Genomic DNA, 17,111 nt, shown 5'->3' on the forward strand with positions numbered 1-17,111 from the left:
TGCAAAGAGATGTCATTTGAAGGGAATTTATTGATTTTCAGCCGGCGGCGCGGACGTATCGACGCGCACTGCATCCGGGCTAAGCGCAACGCTTAGAATCACCGGCTGCCAGCTCTCACGACGGCTGAAATGCTGGGAAAAACCGCGAGCAAGCAGGAAGCCCCCTACGCCACCAAGCAAAGCTCCGCACATAGCGGCCAGGTTGGTACCAAACAGCGTCTGGAAAAGACCTGAACACAAAAATAGTCCGACCAACGGCGACATGTACACCAGCAGCGCGGACCCTAACAGGCTACCTTCCGCAATGCCCAGCTCCACTTTTTGCCCGGCGACCAGCGGCTGTTCGCTTGGCACAGACAGCAGATGGCTGGTTTGTGGCCCCAATTTGTTTAGGACACGAGTCCCACATCCCGAGCGCGAAGCGCAGCTGCTGCAAGAGGCCTTAACATCACAGTGCAGCAACGCTTCACCATTTTGCCAGGAGACGACCGTCGCCCATTCTTTAATCATTGCGTCGCTCCGTTAAACTTCACGCTATCGCCAATGCGTTTCGCCGTTTGTGGAGGCAACTCACCTACAACGGTAATTTCGGTTTTATCACGAATTTCTGTGCTAATAGTCCGGCGACCGGTCCGCACAAGCTGTTCGCCATTACTTGCCTGAGACGGGGCCTGGCTGATGTTCACCGAGAAACTAAATAACCCGTCAGAATAAAGTCGGGATTCGATAGGCACGCCCACGGTTGGCAGTGGCCGGCGGCTGCTCGACACTTCGCTAAAGCCTTGCGGCAGCCATGTCGGTGCCCATGTAAAACTGGCCTTTTCCGCCCCCGGTACGGACAGCAGAGGTGGCAACGTCGCTTTTGCTAAATTCTGCAGAAGCCCGCTCGCCTGATTTTCAACAGAGAATGACACAACCCGGAACTGTTCGAGCGTTTCGCCGTCGCGATCCAGTAAATCAACGCGAAGCGGCAGCTTGGTTTCGGTATCGAGCCAAACAATGTAGTTATAGCGAGTGCCGTCCCGAGCAACGACGCGAATAACTTCGCATAATCTGTCGGCAATACGCGTACGCCCGACAGAAATAAAGTCGTAGTACGGCGTCAGGCGCTTAAAGTCGGTATAGACGATGGAAGGCAGAGAATCGACGATGTAGTCCCCGGTGAGCGTGAATGGCTCGAGCCCAGGCTCAAAATAGCTGATTTCATTGCCGCGCTGAACGACTTCGCGGCGCGGGCCGTCCATTTGCAGGAATTGCGCAAGCGGGCGATTATCAAGACGTGCATGGCGATAACTAAGGGACTCAATCCCTTGTTTGCTGATATTGATAAACGCCAGCTCATAATTGAGTGACTGACTAGCCTGGTTCATCTGCTGCAACAACGCCCCGGACGAAACAGTGTCCGCCGAGGCGCTGGAGGTGAACAACAGGCTGCCTGCCACGAGAGACAGGGCACACCAAAGTTGCTTCATTACTGCGATTGCGTTCCTAAAGTTTGGTTTCCTGGCACTTGCACAGCGGCCTGCTGGGTTTGCGCCTGTTCAAACTGGAGCTGCTCGGAGTGTAAACGACGCTGCAATTCGTAATCCTGCAGCATAGCGTTAATACGACGACGCTGTTCCTGTACTTGCTGACTGCTGTTGCTGGCGGTCGTGTCAGACGGTACACCCAGACTTACCGGACTGGCTTTTCCCATCATCGGCAAAGTGTTAAAGACCGGCGTTTCCGGCTGTGCGGTGCTGTCAGACTGGCCATTATAGTGCTGTACGCCCACGATAACCGCAAGCGATACGCACGCGGCAACGCCCATTTGGGTAAGCTGGCTTGCCCACGGACGCACCTTATGCCAGAACGGCATTTTCTGCCACTGCTGAGGCTGCGGCTGAGATTCGGTAATGAGCGGCGCGACGTTACGCACAGGCTCATTTGCGATAGCCGCCATCACGTTGGCAGAAATATCAAAGTGGAGCACTTCGCTGGTATCTCCGCGCATTGTGTCGCGGATAAGGTGGTAACTCTCCCAGCTTTGCTGCAATTCACTGTCGTTTGACAGGCGATTGAGCAACTCGCTGTCGAGAGATTCGCCATCCATTAAAGCGGAAAGTTGTTCTTTCTGCATGCCTAAATACCCTTCCAGTAATCCGCTATCGTCAACGCCTGATAAGCGGTTGAACTTTATTATCAATAGCTTCCCTTGCGCGGAAAATACGAGAACGCACAGTACCTACCGGGCAATCCATGATGTCGGCTATCTCTTCATAGCTCAGGCCATCCAACTCCCGCAACGTAATTGCCATGCGTAAATCTTCCGGGAGCGACTCAATAGTACGGAAAACTATTTGTCTCAGTTCTTCAGACAACATTAAGTTCTCAGGGTTCGAAATTTCTTTCAATGCGCTGCCACTTTCGTAGTTTTCAGCGTCAATGGCGTCCACATCACTTGATGGCGGACGCCGCCCCTGAGCAACCAGATAATTTTTAGCCGTGTTGACCGCGATGCGGTACAACCACGTATAAAACGCACTATCGCCACGGAATGAATCCAGCGCGCGATAAGCTTTAATAAAAGATTCCTGCACCACATCGGGTACATCTCCCGAAGGTACATAGCGGGAAACCAGGCTCGCAACCTTATGCTGGTAGCGTATCACCAGTAGGTTAAATGATTTCTGATCTCCCTTTTGGACCCGTTCGACGAGGACCTGATCCGTTAACTGCTCGCTCATCCGAGGTAATGTCTCCCCAAACCCAATTTCCACGCGTAATCGAAATGCCACTCGAACCCTGCATTTTTGAGCAAGCTTTGAGTTTGAGTGCCCGAGGCCAGCAAAGTTCCGTTACGCCTTTGTTTTTCTGTCATGTTTAGCGGATTGCATCTTTTCATTATAAATTCCGCTTCGCAAAACGGTAACGCCGATTCTTCTGAATCAATGCTCAAAAAGTTAGCGAGAAGAGTATCTCATGAATCAGGGTATTTCATCATCTAATCTGCCATTTATCCTTCCGTAGTGAGATTTATTTACGCAGTTTGCTCGAGCCCTCCCAATGACTTTACCGATGACTCTGTTTAGTCTGCACAACGCTAAAACAAAAAAAGCGTGTTCAGCGTCCCACCCGGTGCTATGCTCGGGCCACTATTGTTTAGTAAATTAAACACCATGAACAAAAATAGCGATCTGATCTGTGACGTATTAATTGTCGGTAGCGGTGCTGCTGGCCTTTCTCTCGCGCTGCGTCTGGCTCAAACCAGCAAGGTCATTGTGCTAAGCAAAGGCCCAGTTAACGAAGGCTCAACTTTTTATGCACAGGGGGGAATTGCCGCCGTTTTCGATGAAACCGACAGCATAGCTTCCCATATTGACGATACGCTGATAGCCGGGGCAGGAATTTGCGATCGTGAGGCCGTAGAATTTGTGGCAAGCAATGCAAAGCACTGCGTCCAGTGGCTGATTGATCAGGGCGTCATGTTCGATACCCACACGCTGGCGAATGGTGAGGAAAGCTACCATTTGACGCGTGAAGGCGGCCACAGCCATCGCCGAATTCTTCATTCGGCGGATGCCACCGGGAAGGAAGTTGAAACCACGCTAGTCGGCAAAGCCCTCAATCACCCCAATATCCGGGTGATCGAGCGCAGCAACGCCGTAGACCTAATTATTTCGGACAAAATTGGCCTGCCGGGCACAAGGCGCGTCGTCGGTGCCTGGGTCTGGAACCGGAACCTTGAAAAGGTCGAAACCTGCCGTGCGAAATCTGTCGTTCTAGCCACCGGTGGCGCTTCAAAAGTCTACCAGTACACGACAAACCCGGATATCGCCTCCGGTGACGGTATCGCTATGGCATGGCGTGCAGGCTGCCGGGTCGCCAATCTTGAATTCAACCAGTTTCACCCTACGGCGCTGTTCCATCCTCAGGCCCGAAACTTCCTGCTTACCGAAGCATTGCGCGGCGAAGGTGCATACCTGAAGCGTCCGGATGGTTCACGCTTCATGCCGGAGTTTGATGAACGTGCCGAGCTTGCGCCACGTGATATCGTCGCCAGGGCTATCGATCACGAAATGAAACGCCTGGGCGCAGACTGCATGTATCTGGATATCAGCCATAAGCCAGAGGCGTTTGTTCGCCAGCACTTCCCCACTATTTATGAGAAGCTGCTTGGGCTAGGCATTGATTTAACCAAAGATCCGGTTCCCGTAGTCCCTGCCGCGCATTATACCTGCGGTGGCGTAATGGTAGATGAACATGGGCGCACCGACGTTGACGGGCTGTATGCCATTGGCGAAGTGACGTATACCGGCCTGCACGGCGCTAACCGAATGGCCTCAAACTCTCTGCTCGAATGCCTGGTTTATGGCTGGTCTGCCGCAGAAGATATTCTGAAGCGACTGCCGTATGCGCGCGAAAGTAAAAATCTGCCCGACTGGGATGACAGCCGTGTGGATAATCCAGACGAACAGGTTGTTATCCAGCATAACTGGCATGAGCTGCGGCTCTTTATGTGGGACTACGTTGGGATCGTTCGCACCACTCGTCGGCTGGAGCGGGCGCTGCGAAGAATTACCATGCTGCAGCAAGAGATTGATGAGTACTATGCCAACTTCCGCGTTTCAAACAATTTGCTTGAGCTGAGAAACCTGGTGCAGGTTGCCGAACTCATTGTGCGCTGCGCCATGCAGCGTAAAGAGAGCCGGGGCCTGCACTACACACTCGATTATCCGGATCAGCTCGCTGAATCCGGCCCAAGCGTGCTTTCCCCGCTCTACATAAACAGGTAGAAGTCCTGGGTCAGGCTGCAATAGCCTTCAGAGTAGGTTTGGTCTGGCCCACGGATCACCAGGCGGTCGTTGTAGTATTCTCCGCCCGTAGGAGAAAGCGCGAGCATCACCCGATGCGGCAGGCGAGTTTCATTGTCGGCCACATCGGTACGGTAACGAACGTGCCAACCCTGTGATTTCGCCAGCTCGCTGAATGCCGTCCCGGCAGTTTCCGGCATAATCACGCAGAAGAAACCGTCTTCGGTGATCAGTTGTTCAGCGCTGCTGAGCAAGGCCTGGTGATCCAGCGTCGTGGTATAACGTGCCTGAGCTCGTTCTGGTGATGCGCAGTTACTGCCCTGCTCAAAGAAAGGCGGATTACTGACAATTAAGGAGTAGCGCTGAGTAGCCTGCTGCGCCCACTCGCGGATGTCCGCGCAGTGAACGTGAATACGCGAAGCCCAGCGGCAGCCTTTGGCGTTTTCTGCCGCCTGTTCTGCAGCAACCGGATCCAGCTCCACGGCTTCAATCGTGACGTCATCAGCGGTTCTCTGGGCGAGCATCAACGCCAGCAAACCGCTGCCGGTGCCAATATCCAGGACGCTTTTTACATTAACTACCGGCACCCATGCACCGAGCAGCGTCCCATCTGTTCCCACCTTCATGGCGCAGCGATCGTGCGCCACAAAGAACTGTTTGAAGGTGAAACCATCCCGACGTAATACCGCTTTTTGATCCGACATCTTATCTACCTTGCAAAGAAACCGCCGTAGCATAAGTGAAACGGACATCTACGGAAAGACACAAACAGATGAAGATCGCGGTCATTATGTCTATAATCGGCGTCCCAAACAGAGGTAGACCATGACTGTAAGCACTTTTTCCGAACTCGAACTTGATGAAAGCCTTTTGGACGCGCTCCAGGAGAAAGGCTTTACTCGCCCGACTGCCATCCAGGCTGCGGCCATTCCTCCTGCACTTGAAGGACGCGACGTGCTGGGTTCAGCACCGACGGGTACCGGTAAAACCGCAGCTTACCTGCTGCCAGCGCTACAGCATCTGGTCGACTTTCCTCGTAAGAAATCTGGCCCGCCGCGTATTCTGATCGTCACGCCAACCCGTGAACTCGCTATGCAGGTCGCCGACCACGCGCGTGAACTGGCAAAACATACCCATCTGGATATCGCCACCATCACCGGCGGCGTAGCGTATATGAACCACGCTGAAGTTTTCAGCGAGAATCAGGATATTGTCGTCGCTACCACCGGCCGACTGCTGCAATACATAAAGGAAGAGAACTTCGACTGCCGAGCGGTTGAAACGCTGATCCTCGATGAAGCAGATCGCATGCTGGACATGGGCTTCGCGCAAGATATTGAAACCATTGCCGCGGAAACCCGCTGGCGCAAGCAAACCATGCTGTTCTCCGCTACCCTGGAAGGCAACGCGGTTAAAGATTTTGCTGAACGCCTGCTGGAAGATCCGGTTGAAGTTTCCGCCACGCCATCCACGCGTGAGCGCAAGAAGATCCATCAGTGGTACTATCGCGCCGATGACGTTGAGCACAAAACGAAGTTACTCGTTCATTTGCTGAACCAGCCAGATACCACCCGCTCTATCGTCTTTGTGCGTAAGCGCGAGCGTGTGCATGAGCTGGTTGCCTGGCTGCGTGAAGCGGGCATCAACACCTGCTATCTCGAAGGCGAAATGGTACAGGCCAAGCGTAACGAGGCCATCAAGCGCCTGACCGATGGTCGCGTAAACGTTCTGGTTGCTACCGACGTTGCTGCCCGTGGGATCGATATCCCTGACGTTAGCCACGTATTCAACTTTGACCTGCCACGTACCGCGGATATCTATCTGCACCGTATTGGTCGTACCGGTCGCGCAGGCATGAAAGGAACCGCGATTTCGCTGGTTGAGGCGCACGATCATCTGCTGCTGGGTAAAATTACCCGCTACATGAAAGAGCCTCTGAAATCCCGCGTTATCGACGAGCTGCGCCCAACGACGCGTGCGCCAAGCGAAAAGCTGACCGGTAAGCCATCCAAGAAAGTGCTGGCTAAGCGCGAAGAGAAGAAGAAAGAGAAAGACAAAGAGAAGCCGCGCGTTAAAGTGCGCCATCGCGATCAGAAAAACATCGGTAAGCGCCGTAAACCAACGGCAGCTACCACGACAGAGTCGCCAAAAGTCGACGAATAACATGAACGCCGGGATAATCCCGGCGTTTTTTATTGCCCGGGTTCTGCGTTTTCCTGCAAACAATCATTCTTTACGGCATTCCTGCCCTGTCGTATACGGCGAAGATAGTGACATCGAAGAAATGAGCGTAGTGCTGGCAGCCCCAGGAAATTTAGGGAACCTGTACCGGATGCTGATGCGGGTTTACTATGTATTCTATTAACGTGAAAGAGCGCCAGAAGGCGCTCTTTATTCTCAACGGCAGGAACTGAATTACAGGCTTTCAGTGAAAGTACGGGTAATCACGTCGCGCTGCTGTTCCGGAGTCAGGGAGTTAAAGCGCACCGCGTAGCCGGAAACACGGATGGTCAGCTGCGGATATTTTTCCGGATGCTTAACCGCATCTTCCAGCGTTTCACGACGCAGAACGTTAACGTTCAGGTGCTGCCCACCTTCAACGCGAACTTCCGGTTTCACTTCCATTGGAATTTCACGGTATTCAAACTGGCCCAGTTTACTGACCGCAACCACTTCATCTTCCGCAAAACCTGCTTTCGCGCACACGCAGCGAGCTTCTCCTTTTTCACTGTCGAGCAGCCAGAAAGAGTTCAGAAGTTCGTCGTTTGCCGCTTTTGTAATTTGGATACCAGTAATCATTTTATTTCTCCCTCAGGGTAATGTGCTGATTCTTTGGGCCAGCGCGCTGGCTCATTGGTAAAACCTTTGTTGCTTTGTTGTTCTTATATCAGTCCACCAGGCGTGATTCTTTGACTTAAATCAATTAAATCCACACACTAAAAATGGCTTTAGCTGGTTTTATTTGTTTTACATCAACTTAGACGGTCAGCGCCATGCTAAAACTTTTGTAAATTTTCAACTTTATTTATCACTGTAGCTCATTGATGCCACGCACTATTTTGCTCAGAAGGAAGAAGCAGTTAAGCTATCGGGCAATACAGATTCGCGGGAGAGCGAGATGACGACCCACCTCACCTGGCACGACGTGCTGGCAGAAGAGAAACAGCAGCCCTACTTTATCAATACGCTCAGCGCCGTCGCGGCAGAGCGCGCAGCAGGCGTGACCGTTTACCCTCCGCAAAAGGATGTTTTCAACGCTTTTCGCTTTACCGAGCTGGGCGATGTCAAAGTCGTGATTCTGGGGCAGGATCCTTATCATGGACCAGGCCAGGCACACGGGCTCTCTTTCTCCGTCCGTCCAGGAATCGCTCCCCCGCCTTCGCTGGTCAATATGTATAAAGAGCTTGAGGCTTCTGTCCCAGGCTTTACCCGCCCTACGCACGGCTACCTTGAAAGCTGGGCTCGGCAGGGCGTGTTGCTGCTCAATACGGTACTTACCGTCGAAGCGAGTAAAGCGCATTCCCACGCCAATTTTGGTTGGGAGACGTTTACCGACAAGGTTATCGCCCTCATTAATGAACACCGTGAAGGGGTGGTGTTCCTGCTGTGGGGTGCTCATGCCCAACGCAAAGGCAGCATTATCGATCGCCAGCGCCACCATGTCCTGACCGCACCGCACCCTTCTCCGCTTTCTGCGCATCGTGGTTTTCTGGGCTGCGGGCATTTTGTGAAGGCGAATGAGTATCTGGCCGGGCGCGGAGAACAGCCCATTGATTGGGTGCCGCAGCTGCCACAGGACAATGGCTAAAATCGGGGCGAAAAAAAACCAGCAATTACGCTGGTTTTTTTATAGCTGGAGAAGGCCTTAGGCCTTGTTCTGGCGCCACCATTCGCCCAGCAGCACGCCGGTCGCTACCGATACGTTGAGGCTTTCAACATTACCTGTACCTTCAATGGCTACGCTCATATCTGCGTTTTCAAAAGTCGTGTCGGAAACGCCATCGCGCTCCTGGCCCAGCACCAGCACCATTTTCTTAGGCAGCTCAGCTTTATACAGCGGGGTGCCCTGGTGGCTTGAGGTTGTCACGATGGTGTAGCCCGCTTTACGGAAAGCTTCCAGCCCATCGCCAAACGTCTCGCCGCTGATCGCCACCACGTGCTCGGCCCCGCCTTCTGCGGTACGAATCGCCGCACCGGATTCCAGCAGAGAAGCATCCTGAATCAGCAAACCTTTCACGCCGAAGTGTGCGCAGCTGCGCATGATCCCGCCCAAGTTATGTGGGTTGCCCACATCCTCCAGTGCCAGCACGCAGTCTTCTTCCCCGGCTTTGTTCAGCCAGGTCTGCACGCTGATGCCGCTGCGTTTTTTAATAATGAAGCAAACGCCGCCGTGGTGTTCCGTGCCTGAGGCTTTTGTCAGCTCAGCGTCATCCACCACGTGGTAAGCCTTGCGATTTGCCGCCATCCAGCGCAGCGCTTCTTTAAAACGAGGCGTAACGCTCTGGATAAACCAGGCGCGCACGATGCTTTCCGGGCGACTCTGGAACAGCGCCTGACAAGCATTCTCACCGTACACACGGGCTTCTTCGGCGCGCTGGCGACGAATCACTTCCGGATCAACGATATGTTTAGTTGTACCTTCATTGTCTGATGCCGACAGTGAAGAGTCTACCGGGGCACGGGAAACCGTACGCCATGGCGAGGCCGCTTCACCGCGATCGCCTCTGTCACTACGTTCATTACGATCGCGCCCGCCGCGAGGTTTATCATCGTGACGAGACTGACGGCGACCGCCGCCTTCACCACGTGACGCACCGGCAGGACGCCCACCGCCTTTCCCGGTACGCGGGTTTTGGCTGCGCTGTTCGCTTTCGTCGTCACTGCGGGCATACATCACTTTGACCTTGCCGCTTTTACCTTTAAATTCGTCGTTCATTGTTCCTCCACCTGGCTGAGCGCGAAGCGCGCAGATTACCTGATGTGCCATGGGTTAGCCATTAACTTTGCTTAAAAGCTAAAAACTATTGTACTCATCGAATAAATCACTTTGTTGGCCTCCCAATCTTCGCCGATAATATGTAACATATTTGAAACATCCGTGGTGCATGGCACCGATTTCAATCATTCTCTTTGAGGTTAGTTATGAATACCGTTTGTGCCGACTGCCAGGCCATTAACCGCATTCCTGACGACCGTATCGATGACGGTGCAAAATGCGGTCGCTGCGGCCATGAACTGTTTGACGGTGAAGTCGTTAACGCCACGACGGCGACGCTGGATAAACTCCTGAAAGATGAGCTGCCGGTTGTGGTTGATTTTTGGGCGCCGTGGTGCGGCCCGTGCGTGAACTTCGCCCCTATTTTTGAAGATGTTGCCGAAGAACGCAGCGGTAAAGTTCGCTTTGTGAAGGTGAACACCGAAGCGGAGCAGGAACTGAGCGCACGTTTTCGCATCAGAAGCATCCCGACCATTATGATTTTCAAAAATGGCCAGGTCGTCGATATGCTGAATGGCGCCATGCCTAAAGCCCCGTTTGATAGCTGGCTGGACGAAAATATCTGATTATAAGGGGGCATTTTTTAGGCCTCCTTTCTCTATCTACGGTAGAATGGCGTTTTTAGCCAGACATCCTTCATTAATGACCGAAAACGCCGTTCTTCGCCTTCGTGCAGCCCGCCTTGCTCGCGCAACTCGTCCCTTTCTCGCCCGGGGTAATCGCGTTCGTCGCTGCCAGCGCTGCCTGCTGCCGTTGAAAAATTGCCTGTGTGAGACGCTTAAGCCACAACTTGCCCGCAGTCGCTTTTGCCTGGTGATGTTTGACACCGAACCGATGAAGCCGAGTAACACCGGGCGGCTTATTGCCGATATTTTGCCGGAAACGGAGGCATTTCAATGGTCGCGCACGGAGCCCCCTCAGGCGCTGCTGGATCTTGTCGCTAACCCGGATTACCAGCCAATGGTAGTTTTTCCCGCCTCTTATGCCGATGCAAGTCGCGAGGTACTGACCACGCCAGCAACCACCGGTAAGCCACCGCTATTTATCATGCTTGATGGCACGTGGACTGAAGCACGTAAAATGTTCCGTAAAAGCCCTTATCTCGATGCGCTGCCGATAATTTCCGTAGATTTAAGTATTACCTCAGCTTATCGCCTGCGCGAGGCCCATGCGGACGGCCAGTATTGCACCGCGGAAGTCGCCGCAGCCCTGCTAGAACTGGCGGGAGATGTAGTAGCGTCCAAAGGATTAACCCAGCATTTCACTCTTTTCCGCGAGCGCTATCTGGCGGGGAAACCCCATCATCAGGGCAGCGTCACAGCAGAAGTGGAAGAAAACGTTTAGACTCTCCTGAACATCACTCAGGGGAGAGCGTCGTGAGTCAACGAGGCCTGGAAGCGCTGCTGCGTCCAAAATCCATTGCCGTTATCGGCGCTTCGGCAAAAGCCGACCGCGCCGGTTATTTAATGATGCGCAACTTGCTTGCTGGCGGCTTCAATGGCCCGGTAATGCCGGTGACGCCGACTCACAAAGCCGTGTGCGGAGTGCTTGCCTGGCCGGATATTGCCAGCCTGCCGCTGGCTCCTGACCTCGCTATTGTTTGTACGCATTCCCGGCGAAATCTTACGCTACTGAAAGCCCTGGGTAATAAAGGCTGCAAGGCCTGCATTATTTTATCTGCCCCACCTGAGCAATTACCCGAATTGCTGGCCTGTGCCGCTCGCTGGCAAATTCGCCTGCTTGGCCCGAATAGCCTTGGCCTACTGGCTCCGTGGCAAGGGTTAAACGCCAGCTTCTCCCCTGTTCCGATTCAAAAGGGCAAACTGGCGTTTATTTCTCAGTCTGCCGCAGTGTCCAACACCATTCTGGACTGGGCACAGCAGCGCGAGATGGGCTTTTCCTGGTTTATTGCGCTTGGCGATAGCCTGGATATCGACGTGGATGAACTGCTTGATTATCTGGCCAGGGATACGAAAACCAGCGCCATCCTGCTGTATCTTGAACATCTGAGCGATGCCCGCCGCTTTGTTTCCGCCGCAAGAAGCGCCTCACGTAACAAGCCGATTCTGGTCATCAAAAGCGGGCGCAGCAGCAAAGCACAAACGCTGCTGAAAACCCATCCGGGCCTGGATGCCGCCTGGGACGCGGCGATACAACGAGCAGGCTTACTTCGGGTTCAGGATACGCATGAGCTCTTTTCCGCCGTAGAAACCCTTAGCCACATGCGACCTCTGCGCGGTGAGCGACTGATGATTGTCAGCAACGGCGCGGCACCTGCGGCGCTGGCCCTTGATGAGCTTTGGATACGTAATGGCAAACTAGCGACGTTAAGTGAAGAAACTCTGCAGGCTCTTGCGGGCGTGCTTCCTCCTGGCGTTGAGGCAGGAAACCCGATAGATCTACGGGATGACGCGACGCCTGGCCGGTACCTGCTGGCCATAGAGAAATTGCTGGATAGCCATGATTTTGATGCCTTAATGGTTATCCATTCCCCCAGTGCCGCCGCCCCAGGAACCGCAAGCGCCCTTGCCCTGATCGATCTTCTGCAGCGGCATCCTCGTGGCAAATATCTCACCATTGTCACCAACTGGTGCGGGGAGTATTCCTCCCAGGAAGCGAGACGTCTGTTTAGCGATGCCGGTATTCCGACTTACAGAACGCCAGAGGGTGCGGTCACGGCGTTTATGCACATGGTCGAGTATCGCCGTAACCAGAAGCAATTGCGCGAAACGCCGGCCCTGCCGGCTAACCTGACGGCAAACACCAGCGACGCCCACCATCTGATTCAGCAGGCCTTGCATCAGGGAGCTACGACGCTGGATACCCATGAAGTCAGGCCGGTGCTTGAAGCTTATGGCTTAACGACCCTGTCGACATGGATTGCTGGAGACAGTGCAGAAGCGGTGCATATCGCAGAGCAAATTGGTTATCCCGTCGCATTAAAGCTTCGTTCTCCGGATATTCCCCACAAGTCGGAAGTTCAGGGCGTTATGCTCTATTTGAGAACGGCCAGTGAAGTACAACAGGCCGCCGAAGCCATCATCGACCGTGTAAAAATGGCCTGGCCCCAGGCTCGTATTCACGGCCTGCTGGTGCAAAGCATGGCAAACCGCGCAGGCGCGCAGGAACTAAGAGTCGTCGTTGAGCACGATCCGGTATTTGGTCCATTGATCATGCTGGGCGAAGGCGGCGTAGAGTGGCGACCTGAAAGGCAGGCGGCGGTAGCCCTCCCCCCGCTAAACATGAATCTGGCCCGATACCTTGTCATTCAGGCGATCAAAAGCGGCAAGATCCGTAGCCGGAGCGCATTACGCCCGCTGGATATCGCCGGGATCAGCGAAGTTCTGGTGCAAGTTTCTAACCTGATAGTTGATTGCCCCGAGATTGTCAGACTCGATATTCACCCTCTACTGGCATCCGGCAGTGAATTCACCCTGCTCGACGTCACTCTGGAATTGGCCGAATTTACGGGGGATGCGGATGCCAGGCTGGCCGTGCGTCCTTATCCTCATCAGCTTGAAGAGCTGGTGCAGCTTAAGAACGGTGACCGCTGCCTGTTCCGGCCGATCCTGCCCGAGGACGAACCTCAGCTGCAGCGTTTTATTGCCCAGGTAACAAAAGAGGATCTCTACTATCGCTATTTCAGCGAGATCAATGAATTTACCCACGAAGATTTAGCCAATATGACGCAGATCGACTACGATCGAGAAATGGCGTTCGTTGCAGTCAGAAGAATAAAAGACAACGATGAGATCCTCGGCGTCACACGCGCCATTTCAGACCCTGACAACGTTGATGCCGAGTTCGCCGTGCTGGTTCGCTCCGACTTAAAAGGCCTCGGACTCGGCCGACGCTTACTGACTAAGCTCATCGATTACACCAGAGAGCATGGCCTTCAGCGACTGAATGGCATAACGATGCCGAACAACCAGGGCATGATTACCCTGGCCCGCAAACTGGGTTTCAGCGTCGATATTCAGCTGGAAGACGGTATTGTAAGTCTGACGCTTCCATTGAGCAAAAGCGCAGATTCGTGAGTAAGGTACTGGAAAACATACTCACTTTGCGCAGTAGTAGTGGTATTATCAGCAAGTTCTGACGTCTGGATTTTGCAGAAGGCCATCCAATGAAGAGAGAAGATAAGCACTGTGATGTTGTCTAAATTTAAGCGTAATAAACATCAACAACACCTTGCCCAGTTACCGAAGCTTTCTCAATCAGTTGATGATGTAGAAACCCTGTTCTCCCCTGCGGATTTCCGCGAAACGCTGTTGAAAAAAATCGCCAGCGCAACGCAGCGTATTTGTATTATTGCGTTGTATCTTGAACAGGATGACGGCGGCAAAGGAATTCTGTCCGCGCTTTATCAAGCCAAACAGCAGCGGCCAGATTTAGATGTTTCCGTGCTGGTTGACTGGCACCGTGCCCAGCGCGGACGTATTGGTGTTGCCGCGTCCAACACCAATGCGGACTGGTATCACCGCATGGCCGAGCAGTTCCCCGACGTGAATGTTCCTGTCTATGGCGTTCCCGTCAATACTCGCGAAGCCCTTGGCGTGCTGCATTTCAAAGGCTTTATTATTGATGACAGCGTCATCTATAGCGGCGCCAGCCTCAACGATGTTTACCTGCATCAGCACGATAAATATCGCTATGACCGCTATCAAATCATTCGCAATCGCGCCCTGGCAGATATCATGCATGGCTGGGTTAACCAGAATTTGATAAATGGCCGGGCGGTTCATCGCTTAGATGTCGCTGAGCGCGTAAAAAGTCCAGAAATCAAAAACGATATCCGTCTCTTCCGCCAGGAATTGCGTGACGCTAGCTTTATCTTCCACGGTGATGCAGATAACGATCAGCTCTCGGTTACGCCGCTGGTCGGTCTGGGAAAATCCAGCCTGCTGAATAAAACCATCTTCCATCTTATGCCTTGCGCAGAGCAGAAGCTGACTATCTGCACGCCATACTTCAACCTGCCAGCTGTCCTGGTCCGCAATATCATACAGCTGCTGCGGGACGGTAAACAGGTTGAGATTATCGTTGGCGATAAGACAGCGAATGATTTTTATATTCCGGAAGATCAGCCGTTCAAAATTATTGGCGCGCTACCTTATCTCTATGAAATTAACCTGCGCCGCTTCCTGAGCCGCCTGCAATATTATGTGAATACCGGGCAGTTGATTGTGCGTTTGTGGAAAGATGGGGATAACAGTTACCACCTGAAAGGCATGTGGGTGGACAACGAGTGGATGCTGCTGACCGGGAATAACCTTAATCCGCGCGCGTGGCGCCTGGATCTGGAAAATGCTCTGCTGATTCACGATCCCAAAAGAGAGCTTGAAGGCATTCGCACCAAGGAGCTGGAGCTTATCCGCACCCATACGACGGCTGTTAAGCATTATCGCGATCTGCAAAGCATCGCCGAATATCCGGTGAAAGTTCGCAAGCTGATTCGCCGCCTGCGCCGTATCCGTATCGACCGACTAATAAGCCGTATTCTCTAAACGTTTAAGCCCTGCACCTGCACTGCAGGGCTTTTTCTTTCTAGAGCTTGATCCCTTTGCCTTTACGGTGCAGCAACAGAGAAACAGCAAATGCCAGCGCCCCCATCGCAGAGACATACCAGAAGAAGGTCGTTTCGCTGCCCATCGATTTCAGCGATAAGGCGACATATTCTGCCGAGCCACCAAACAAGGCATTTGCAACTGCATAAGACAGACCTACACCTAGCGCACGGACTTCCGGCGGGAACATTTCTGCCTTAAGGATGCCGCTGATTGAAGTGTAAAAACTGACAATTAGCATCGCCGCCATCACCAGAGCAAAGGCCGCATAAGGTGAGCTAACATTCTGCAGTGTCGTCAAAATAGGCACAGTCAGCACCGCTGCCAGTCCGCCAAAGCAAAGCATAGAACTTCGACGACCAATTTTATCCGACAGCGCACCGAAAAACGGCTGAAGTACCATGAAGATAAACAGCGCACAGGTCATCAACGCGCTGGCCGTGTTCGCATGCATCCCCGCAGTATTCACCAGATATTTCTGCATATAGGTGGTGAAGGTATAGAAAGCCAGGGAGCCGCCGGCGGTGAAACCAAGCACCATAATGAAGGCTTTTTTATTTTTCCACAGCCCGGAAAGCGTACCGGCATCCTTGTGCGCGCGGCTTGCTTTATCCGATGTTTCATCCAGAGAACGGCGAAGATAGAGAGCAACTATCGCCAGTACGGCTCCAATCGCGAAGGGAATTCTCCATCCCCAACTACGCAAATCTTCATCACTTAGCACTTGCTGGAGAACAACCACAACAAGCAACGCGGCCAGCTGCCCGCCAATGAGCGTCACGTACTGGAATGAGGCATAGAACCCTTTACGACCTTCGACCGCCACCTCACTCATGTAAGTTGCGCTGGTGCCGTACTCCCCTCCAACAGATAACCCCTGGAACAGGCGTGCTAAAAGCAATAATGCAGGGGCCCATGTGCCAATGGTGGCGTATCCTGGCAGGCAGGCAATGACCAGCGAGCCAAAACACATCATACACACTGAGATAAGCATGGAGTTTTTACGTCCATGTTTATCGGCAATATACCCGAATAACCAGCCTCCAATGGGTCGCATCAAAAAACCTGCGGCAAAGACACCGGCGGTTTGCAGAAGCTGAGTCGTGGTGTTTCCCGTTGGGAAAAAGATATGAGCAAAATAGAGTGAGCAGAACGAGTAAACATAAAAATCAAACCACTCAACCAGATTCCCTGATGAAGCACCCACAATGGCCCAGACGCGACGACGGGTATCAGCCGCCGACGGCACAATATTTGATTCACTTGTTGTTTCAATCATTTTATTTTCTTCTCCTGTCTTCCTGAATGGGTCTAATAACCCAGGATCCAGTAAAGCAGGAGAAAGAAATTTTGTGAGGTGAAGTATCTTGTTGCGGAGTTGTTACATTAACTTTTGTGAGCGGACGGATATTTTTGCGAAAAAGTATGCTTTAAAAAGCAAAAAACCCCGGCCTTTCGGTCGGGGTTAATGCTGATTTGATGCCTGGCCGTTCCCTACAATACGCGCATCATCCTGATACTCGCCCCTCCGGGGCCGCCGCACGCGGCGTTCAAACGTGTTCCCGACACGTTTGTCGCATGCCCATGCTCGTGCAGGGAATGGCCTGATACCATATAAACAAAAAACCCCAGCCATCAGGCTGAGGTTTTCTGTTTTATTTGATGCCTGGCAGTTCCCTACTCTCGCATGGGGAGACCCCACACTACCATCGGCGCTACGGCGTTTCACTTCTGAGTTCGGCATGGGGTCAGGTG

Annotated in this window: 16 protein-coding genes and 1 rRNA gene; 7 read left to right on the top strand and 10 right to left on the bottom strand. The window is 53.1% G+C overall.

Going from position 1 to position 17,111, the window contains the following annotated elements; translation table 11 throughout:
• Positions 1 to 27: 27 nt before the first annotated feature.
• Genes rseC through rseD form a run of 5 tightly spaced genes read right to left on the bottom strand, consistent with a single transcriptional unit; the run spans position 28 to position 2,884 of the window.
• Positions 28 to 510: a SoxR-reducing system protein RseC gene (gene rseC, locus WFN87_RS19805; protein WP_008459510.1), complete on the bottom strand. Its 483-nt coding sequence runs from the start codon at positions 508 to 510 to the stop codon at positions 28 to 30.
• Positions 507 to 1,472 carry a sigma-E factor regulatory protein RseB gene (rseB, locus tag WFN87_RS19810; protein ID WP_008459512.1) on the bottom strand — a complete coding sequence of 322 codons (966 nt, stop codon included), beginning with the start codon at positions 1,470 to 1,472 and terminating at the stop codon, positions 507 to 509. The genes rseC and rseB overlap by 4 nt, the downstream gene beginning before the upstream one ends.
• Positions 1,472 to 2,119, bottom strand: a complete 648-nt coding sequence (gene rseA, locus WFN87_RS19815; protein WP_008459515.1) for an anti-sigma-E factor RseA — start codon at positions 2,117 to 2,119, stop codon at positions 1,472 to 1,474. The genes rseB and rseA overlap by 1 nt, the downstream gene beginning before the upstream one ends.
• Before the next feature lie 31 nt (positions 2,120 to 2,150).
• Positions 2,151 to 2,726 (bottom strand): RNA polymerase sigma factor RpoE, encoded by a 576-nt coding sequence (rpoE, locus tag WFN87_RS19820; protein ID WP_008459517.1) that lies wholly within the window; start codon positions 2,724 to 2,726, stop codon positions 2,151 to 2,153.
• Positions 2,723 to 2,884, bottom strand: a complete 162-nt coding sequence (rseD, locus tag WFN87_RS24185; protein WP_157141424.1) for a rpoE leader peptide RseD — start codon at positions 2,882 to 2,884, stop codon at positions 2,723 to 2,725. The genes rpoE and rseD overlap by 4 nt, the downstream gene beginning before the upstream one ends.
• Before the next feature lie 274 nt (positions 2,885 to 3,158).
• On the opposite strand from rseD, the gene nadB reads away from it, so the two are divergent.
• Positions 3,159 to 4,775: an L-aspartate oxidase gene (gene nadB / locus WFN87_RS19825; protein ID WP_336708993.1), complete on the top strand. Its 1,617-nt coding sequence runs from the start codon at positions 3,159 to 3,161 to the stop codon at positions 4,773 to 4,775.
• Here the strand turns inward: nadB and trmN are convergent.
• A complete protein-coding gene (gene trmN, locus WFN87_RS19830) occupies positions 4,760 to 5,497 on the bottom strand; it encodes a tRNA(1)(Val) (adenine(37)-N(6))-methyltransferase TrmN (RefSeq protein WP_008459522.1) in 738 nt (245 codons plus the stop codon). The genes nadB and trmN overlap by 16 nt on opposite strands.
• Before the next feature lie 121 nt (positions 5,498 to 5,618).
• Between trmN and srmB the strand changes: the two genes are divergently transcribed.
• The gene (gene srmB, locus WFN87_RS19835; RefSeq protein ID WP_008459524.1) at positions 5,619 to 6,956 is read left to right on the top strand and encodes an ATP-dependent RNA helicase SrmB; all 1,338 of its coding nucleotides are present in this window, start codon (positions 5,619 to 5,621) and stop codon (positions 6,954 to 6,956) included.
• Between the two features lie 252 nt (positions 6,957 to 7,208).
• Here srmB and grcA read toward each other — a convergent pair whose 3' ends face one another.
• Complete coding sequence (gene grcA, locus WFN87_RS19840; RefSeq protein WP_008459527.1) at positions 7,209 to 7,592, bottom strand: autonomous glycyl radical cofactor GrcA; 384 nt, start codon at positions 7,590 to 7,592, stop codon at positions 7,209 to 7,211.
• Between the two features lie 319 nt (positions 7,593 to 7,911).
• Here grcA and ung point away from each other — a divergent pair, with 319 nt between their 5' ends.
• Positions 7,912 to 8,601: a uracil-DNA glycosylase gene (gene ung, locus WFN87_RS19845; protein ID WP_336708990.1), complete on the top strand. Its 690-nt coding sequence runs from the start codon at positions 7,912 to 7,914 to the stop codon at positions 8,599 to 8,601.
• A gap of 57 nt (positions 8,602 to 8,658) precedes the next feature.
• Here ung and WFN87_RS19850 read toward each other — a convergent pair whose 3' ends face one another.
• Positions 8,659 to 9,729, bottom strand: a complete 1,071-nt coding sequence (locus WFN87_RS19850; RefSeq protein ID WP_336981746.1) for a tRNA/rRNA methyltransferase — start codon at positions 9,727 to 9,729, stop codon at positions 8,659 to 8,661.
• A 206-nt stretch (positions 9,730 to 9,935) separates the two neighbouring features.
• Between WFN87_RS19850 and trxC the strand changes: the two genes are divergently transcribed.
• The 4 genes from trxC (at position 9,936) to pssA (ending at position 15,296) form a co-directional block, all read left to right on the top strand.
• Complete coding sequence (gene trxC, locus WFN87_RS19855) at positions 9,936 to 10,355, top strand: thioredoxin TrxC (RefSeq protein WP_038479759.1); 420 nt, start codon at positions 9,936 to 9,938, stop codon at positions 10,353 to 10,355.
• Positions 10,356 to 10,431: 76 nt separating this feature from the next.
• Entirely contained in the window at positions 10,432 to 11,133 is a 702-nt protein-coding gene (locus WFN87_RS19860; protein ID WP_336981744.1) for a tRNA-uridine aminocarboxypropyltransferase, read from the top strand.
• Between the two features lie 32 nt (positions 11,134 to 11,165).
• A complete protein-coding gene (locus tag WFN87_RS19865; RefSeq protein WP_336981742.1) occupies positions 11,166 to 13,826 on the top strand; it encodes a bifunctional acetate--CoA ligase family protein/GNAT family N-acetyltransferase in 2,661 nt (886 codons plus the stop codon).
• 114 nt (positions 13,827 to 13,940) lie between these two features.
• Positions 13,941 to 15,296: a CDP-diacylglycerol--serine O-phosphatidyltransferase gene (gene pssA / locus WFN87_RS19870; RefSeq protein ID WP_034809554.1), complete on the top strand. Its 1,356-nt coding sequence runs from the start codon at positions 13,941 to 13,943 to the stop codon at positions 15,294 to 15,296.
• Between the two features lie 40 nt (positions 15,297 to 15,336).
• Here pssA and WFN87_RS19875 read toward each other — a convergent pair whose 3' ends face one another.
• Positions 15,337 to 16,635, bottom strand: coding sequence for an MFS transporter (locus WFN87_RS19875; protein WP_336981739.1), 1,299 nt, complete (start codon positions 16,633 to 16,635; stop codon positions 15,337 to 15,339).
• Positions 16,636 to 17,020: 385 nt separating this feature from the next.
• Positions 17,021 to 17,111 (bottom strand): 5S ribosomal RNA (gene rrf / locus WFN87_RS19880); the annotation flags it as partial.

Origin of the sequence: Cedecea sp. AS113 (assembly GCF_037152415.1) — a bacterium.
Classification (GTDB): domain Bacteria; phylum Pseudomonadota; class Gammaproteobacteria; order Enterobacterales; family Enterobacteriaceae; genus Cedecea.

What these genes read in the sequence shown, in the direction of transcription:
- rseC (WP_008459510.1), bottom strand. Translation starts at nt 510, where the DNA reads ATGATTAAAGAATGGGCGACGGTCGTCTCCTGGCAAAATGGTGAAGCG.
- trmN (WP_008459522.1), bottom strand. Translation starts at nt 5,497, where the DNA reads ATGTCGGATCAAAAAGCGGTATTACGTCGGGATGGTTTCACCTTCAAA.
- WFN87_RS19875 (WP_336981739.1), bottom strand. Translation starts at nt 16,635, where the DNA reads ATGATTGAAACAACAAGTGAATCAAATATTGTGCCGTCGGCGGCTGAT.
- rseA (WP_008459515.1), bottom strand. Translation starts at nt 2,119, where the DNA reads ATGCAGAAAGAACAACTTTCCGCTTTAATGGATGGCGAATCTCTCGAC.
- nadB (WP_336708993.1), top strand. Translation starts at nt 3,159, where the DNA reads ATGAACAAAAATAGCGATCTGATCTGTGACGTATTAATTGTCGGTAGC.
- srmB (WP_008459524.1), top strand. Translation starts at nt 5,619, where the DNA reads ATGACTGTAAGCACTTTTTCCGAACTCGAACTTGATGAAAGCCTTTTG.
- WFN87_RS19860 (WP_336981744.1), top strand. Translation starts at nt 10,432, where the DNA reads ATGACCGAAAACGCCGTTCTTCGCCTTCGTGCAGCCCGCCTTGCTCGC.
- rseD (WP_157141424.1), bottom strand. Translation starts at nt 2,884, where the DNA reads ATGAAAAGATGCAATCCGCTAAACATGACAGAAAAACAAAGGCGTAAC.
- rseB (WP_008459512.1), bottom strand. Translation starts at nt 1,472, where the DNA reads ATGAAGCAACTTTGGTGTGCCCTGTCTCTCGTGGCAGGCAGCCTGTTG.
- trxC (WP_038479759.1), top strand. Translation starts at nt 9,936, where the DNA reads ATGAATACCGTTTGTGCCGACTGCCAGGCCATTAACCGCATTCCTGAC.
- ung (WP_336708990.1), top strand. Translation starts at nt 7,912, where the DNA reads ATGACGACCCACCTCACCTGGCACGACGTGCTGGCAGAAGAGAAACAG.
- grcA (WP_008459527.1), bottom strand. Translation starts at nt 7,592, where the DNA reads ATGATTACTGGTATCCAAATTACAAAAGCGGCAAACGACGAACTTCTG.
- rpoE (WP_008459517.1), bottom strand. Translation starts at nt 2,726, where the DNA reads ATGAGCGAGCAGTTAACGGATCAGGTCCTCGTCGAACGGGTCCAAAAG.
- pssA (WP_034809554.1), top strand. Translation starts at nt 13,941, where the DNA reads ATGTTGTCTAAATTTAAGCGTAATAAACATCAACAACACCTTGCCCAG.
- WFN87_RS19850 (WP_336981746.1), bottom strand. Translation starts at nt 9,729, where the DNA reads ATGAACGACGAATTTAAAGGTAAAAGCGGCAAGGTCAAAGTGATGTAT.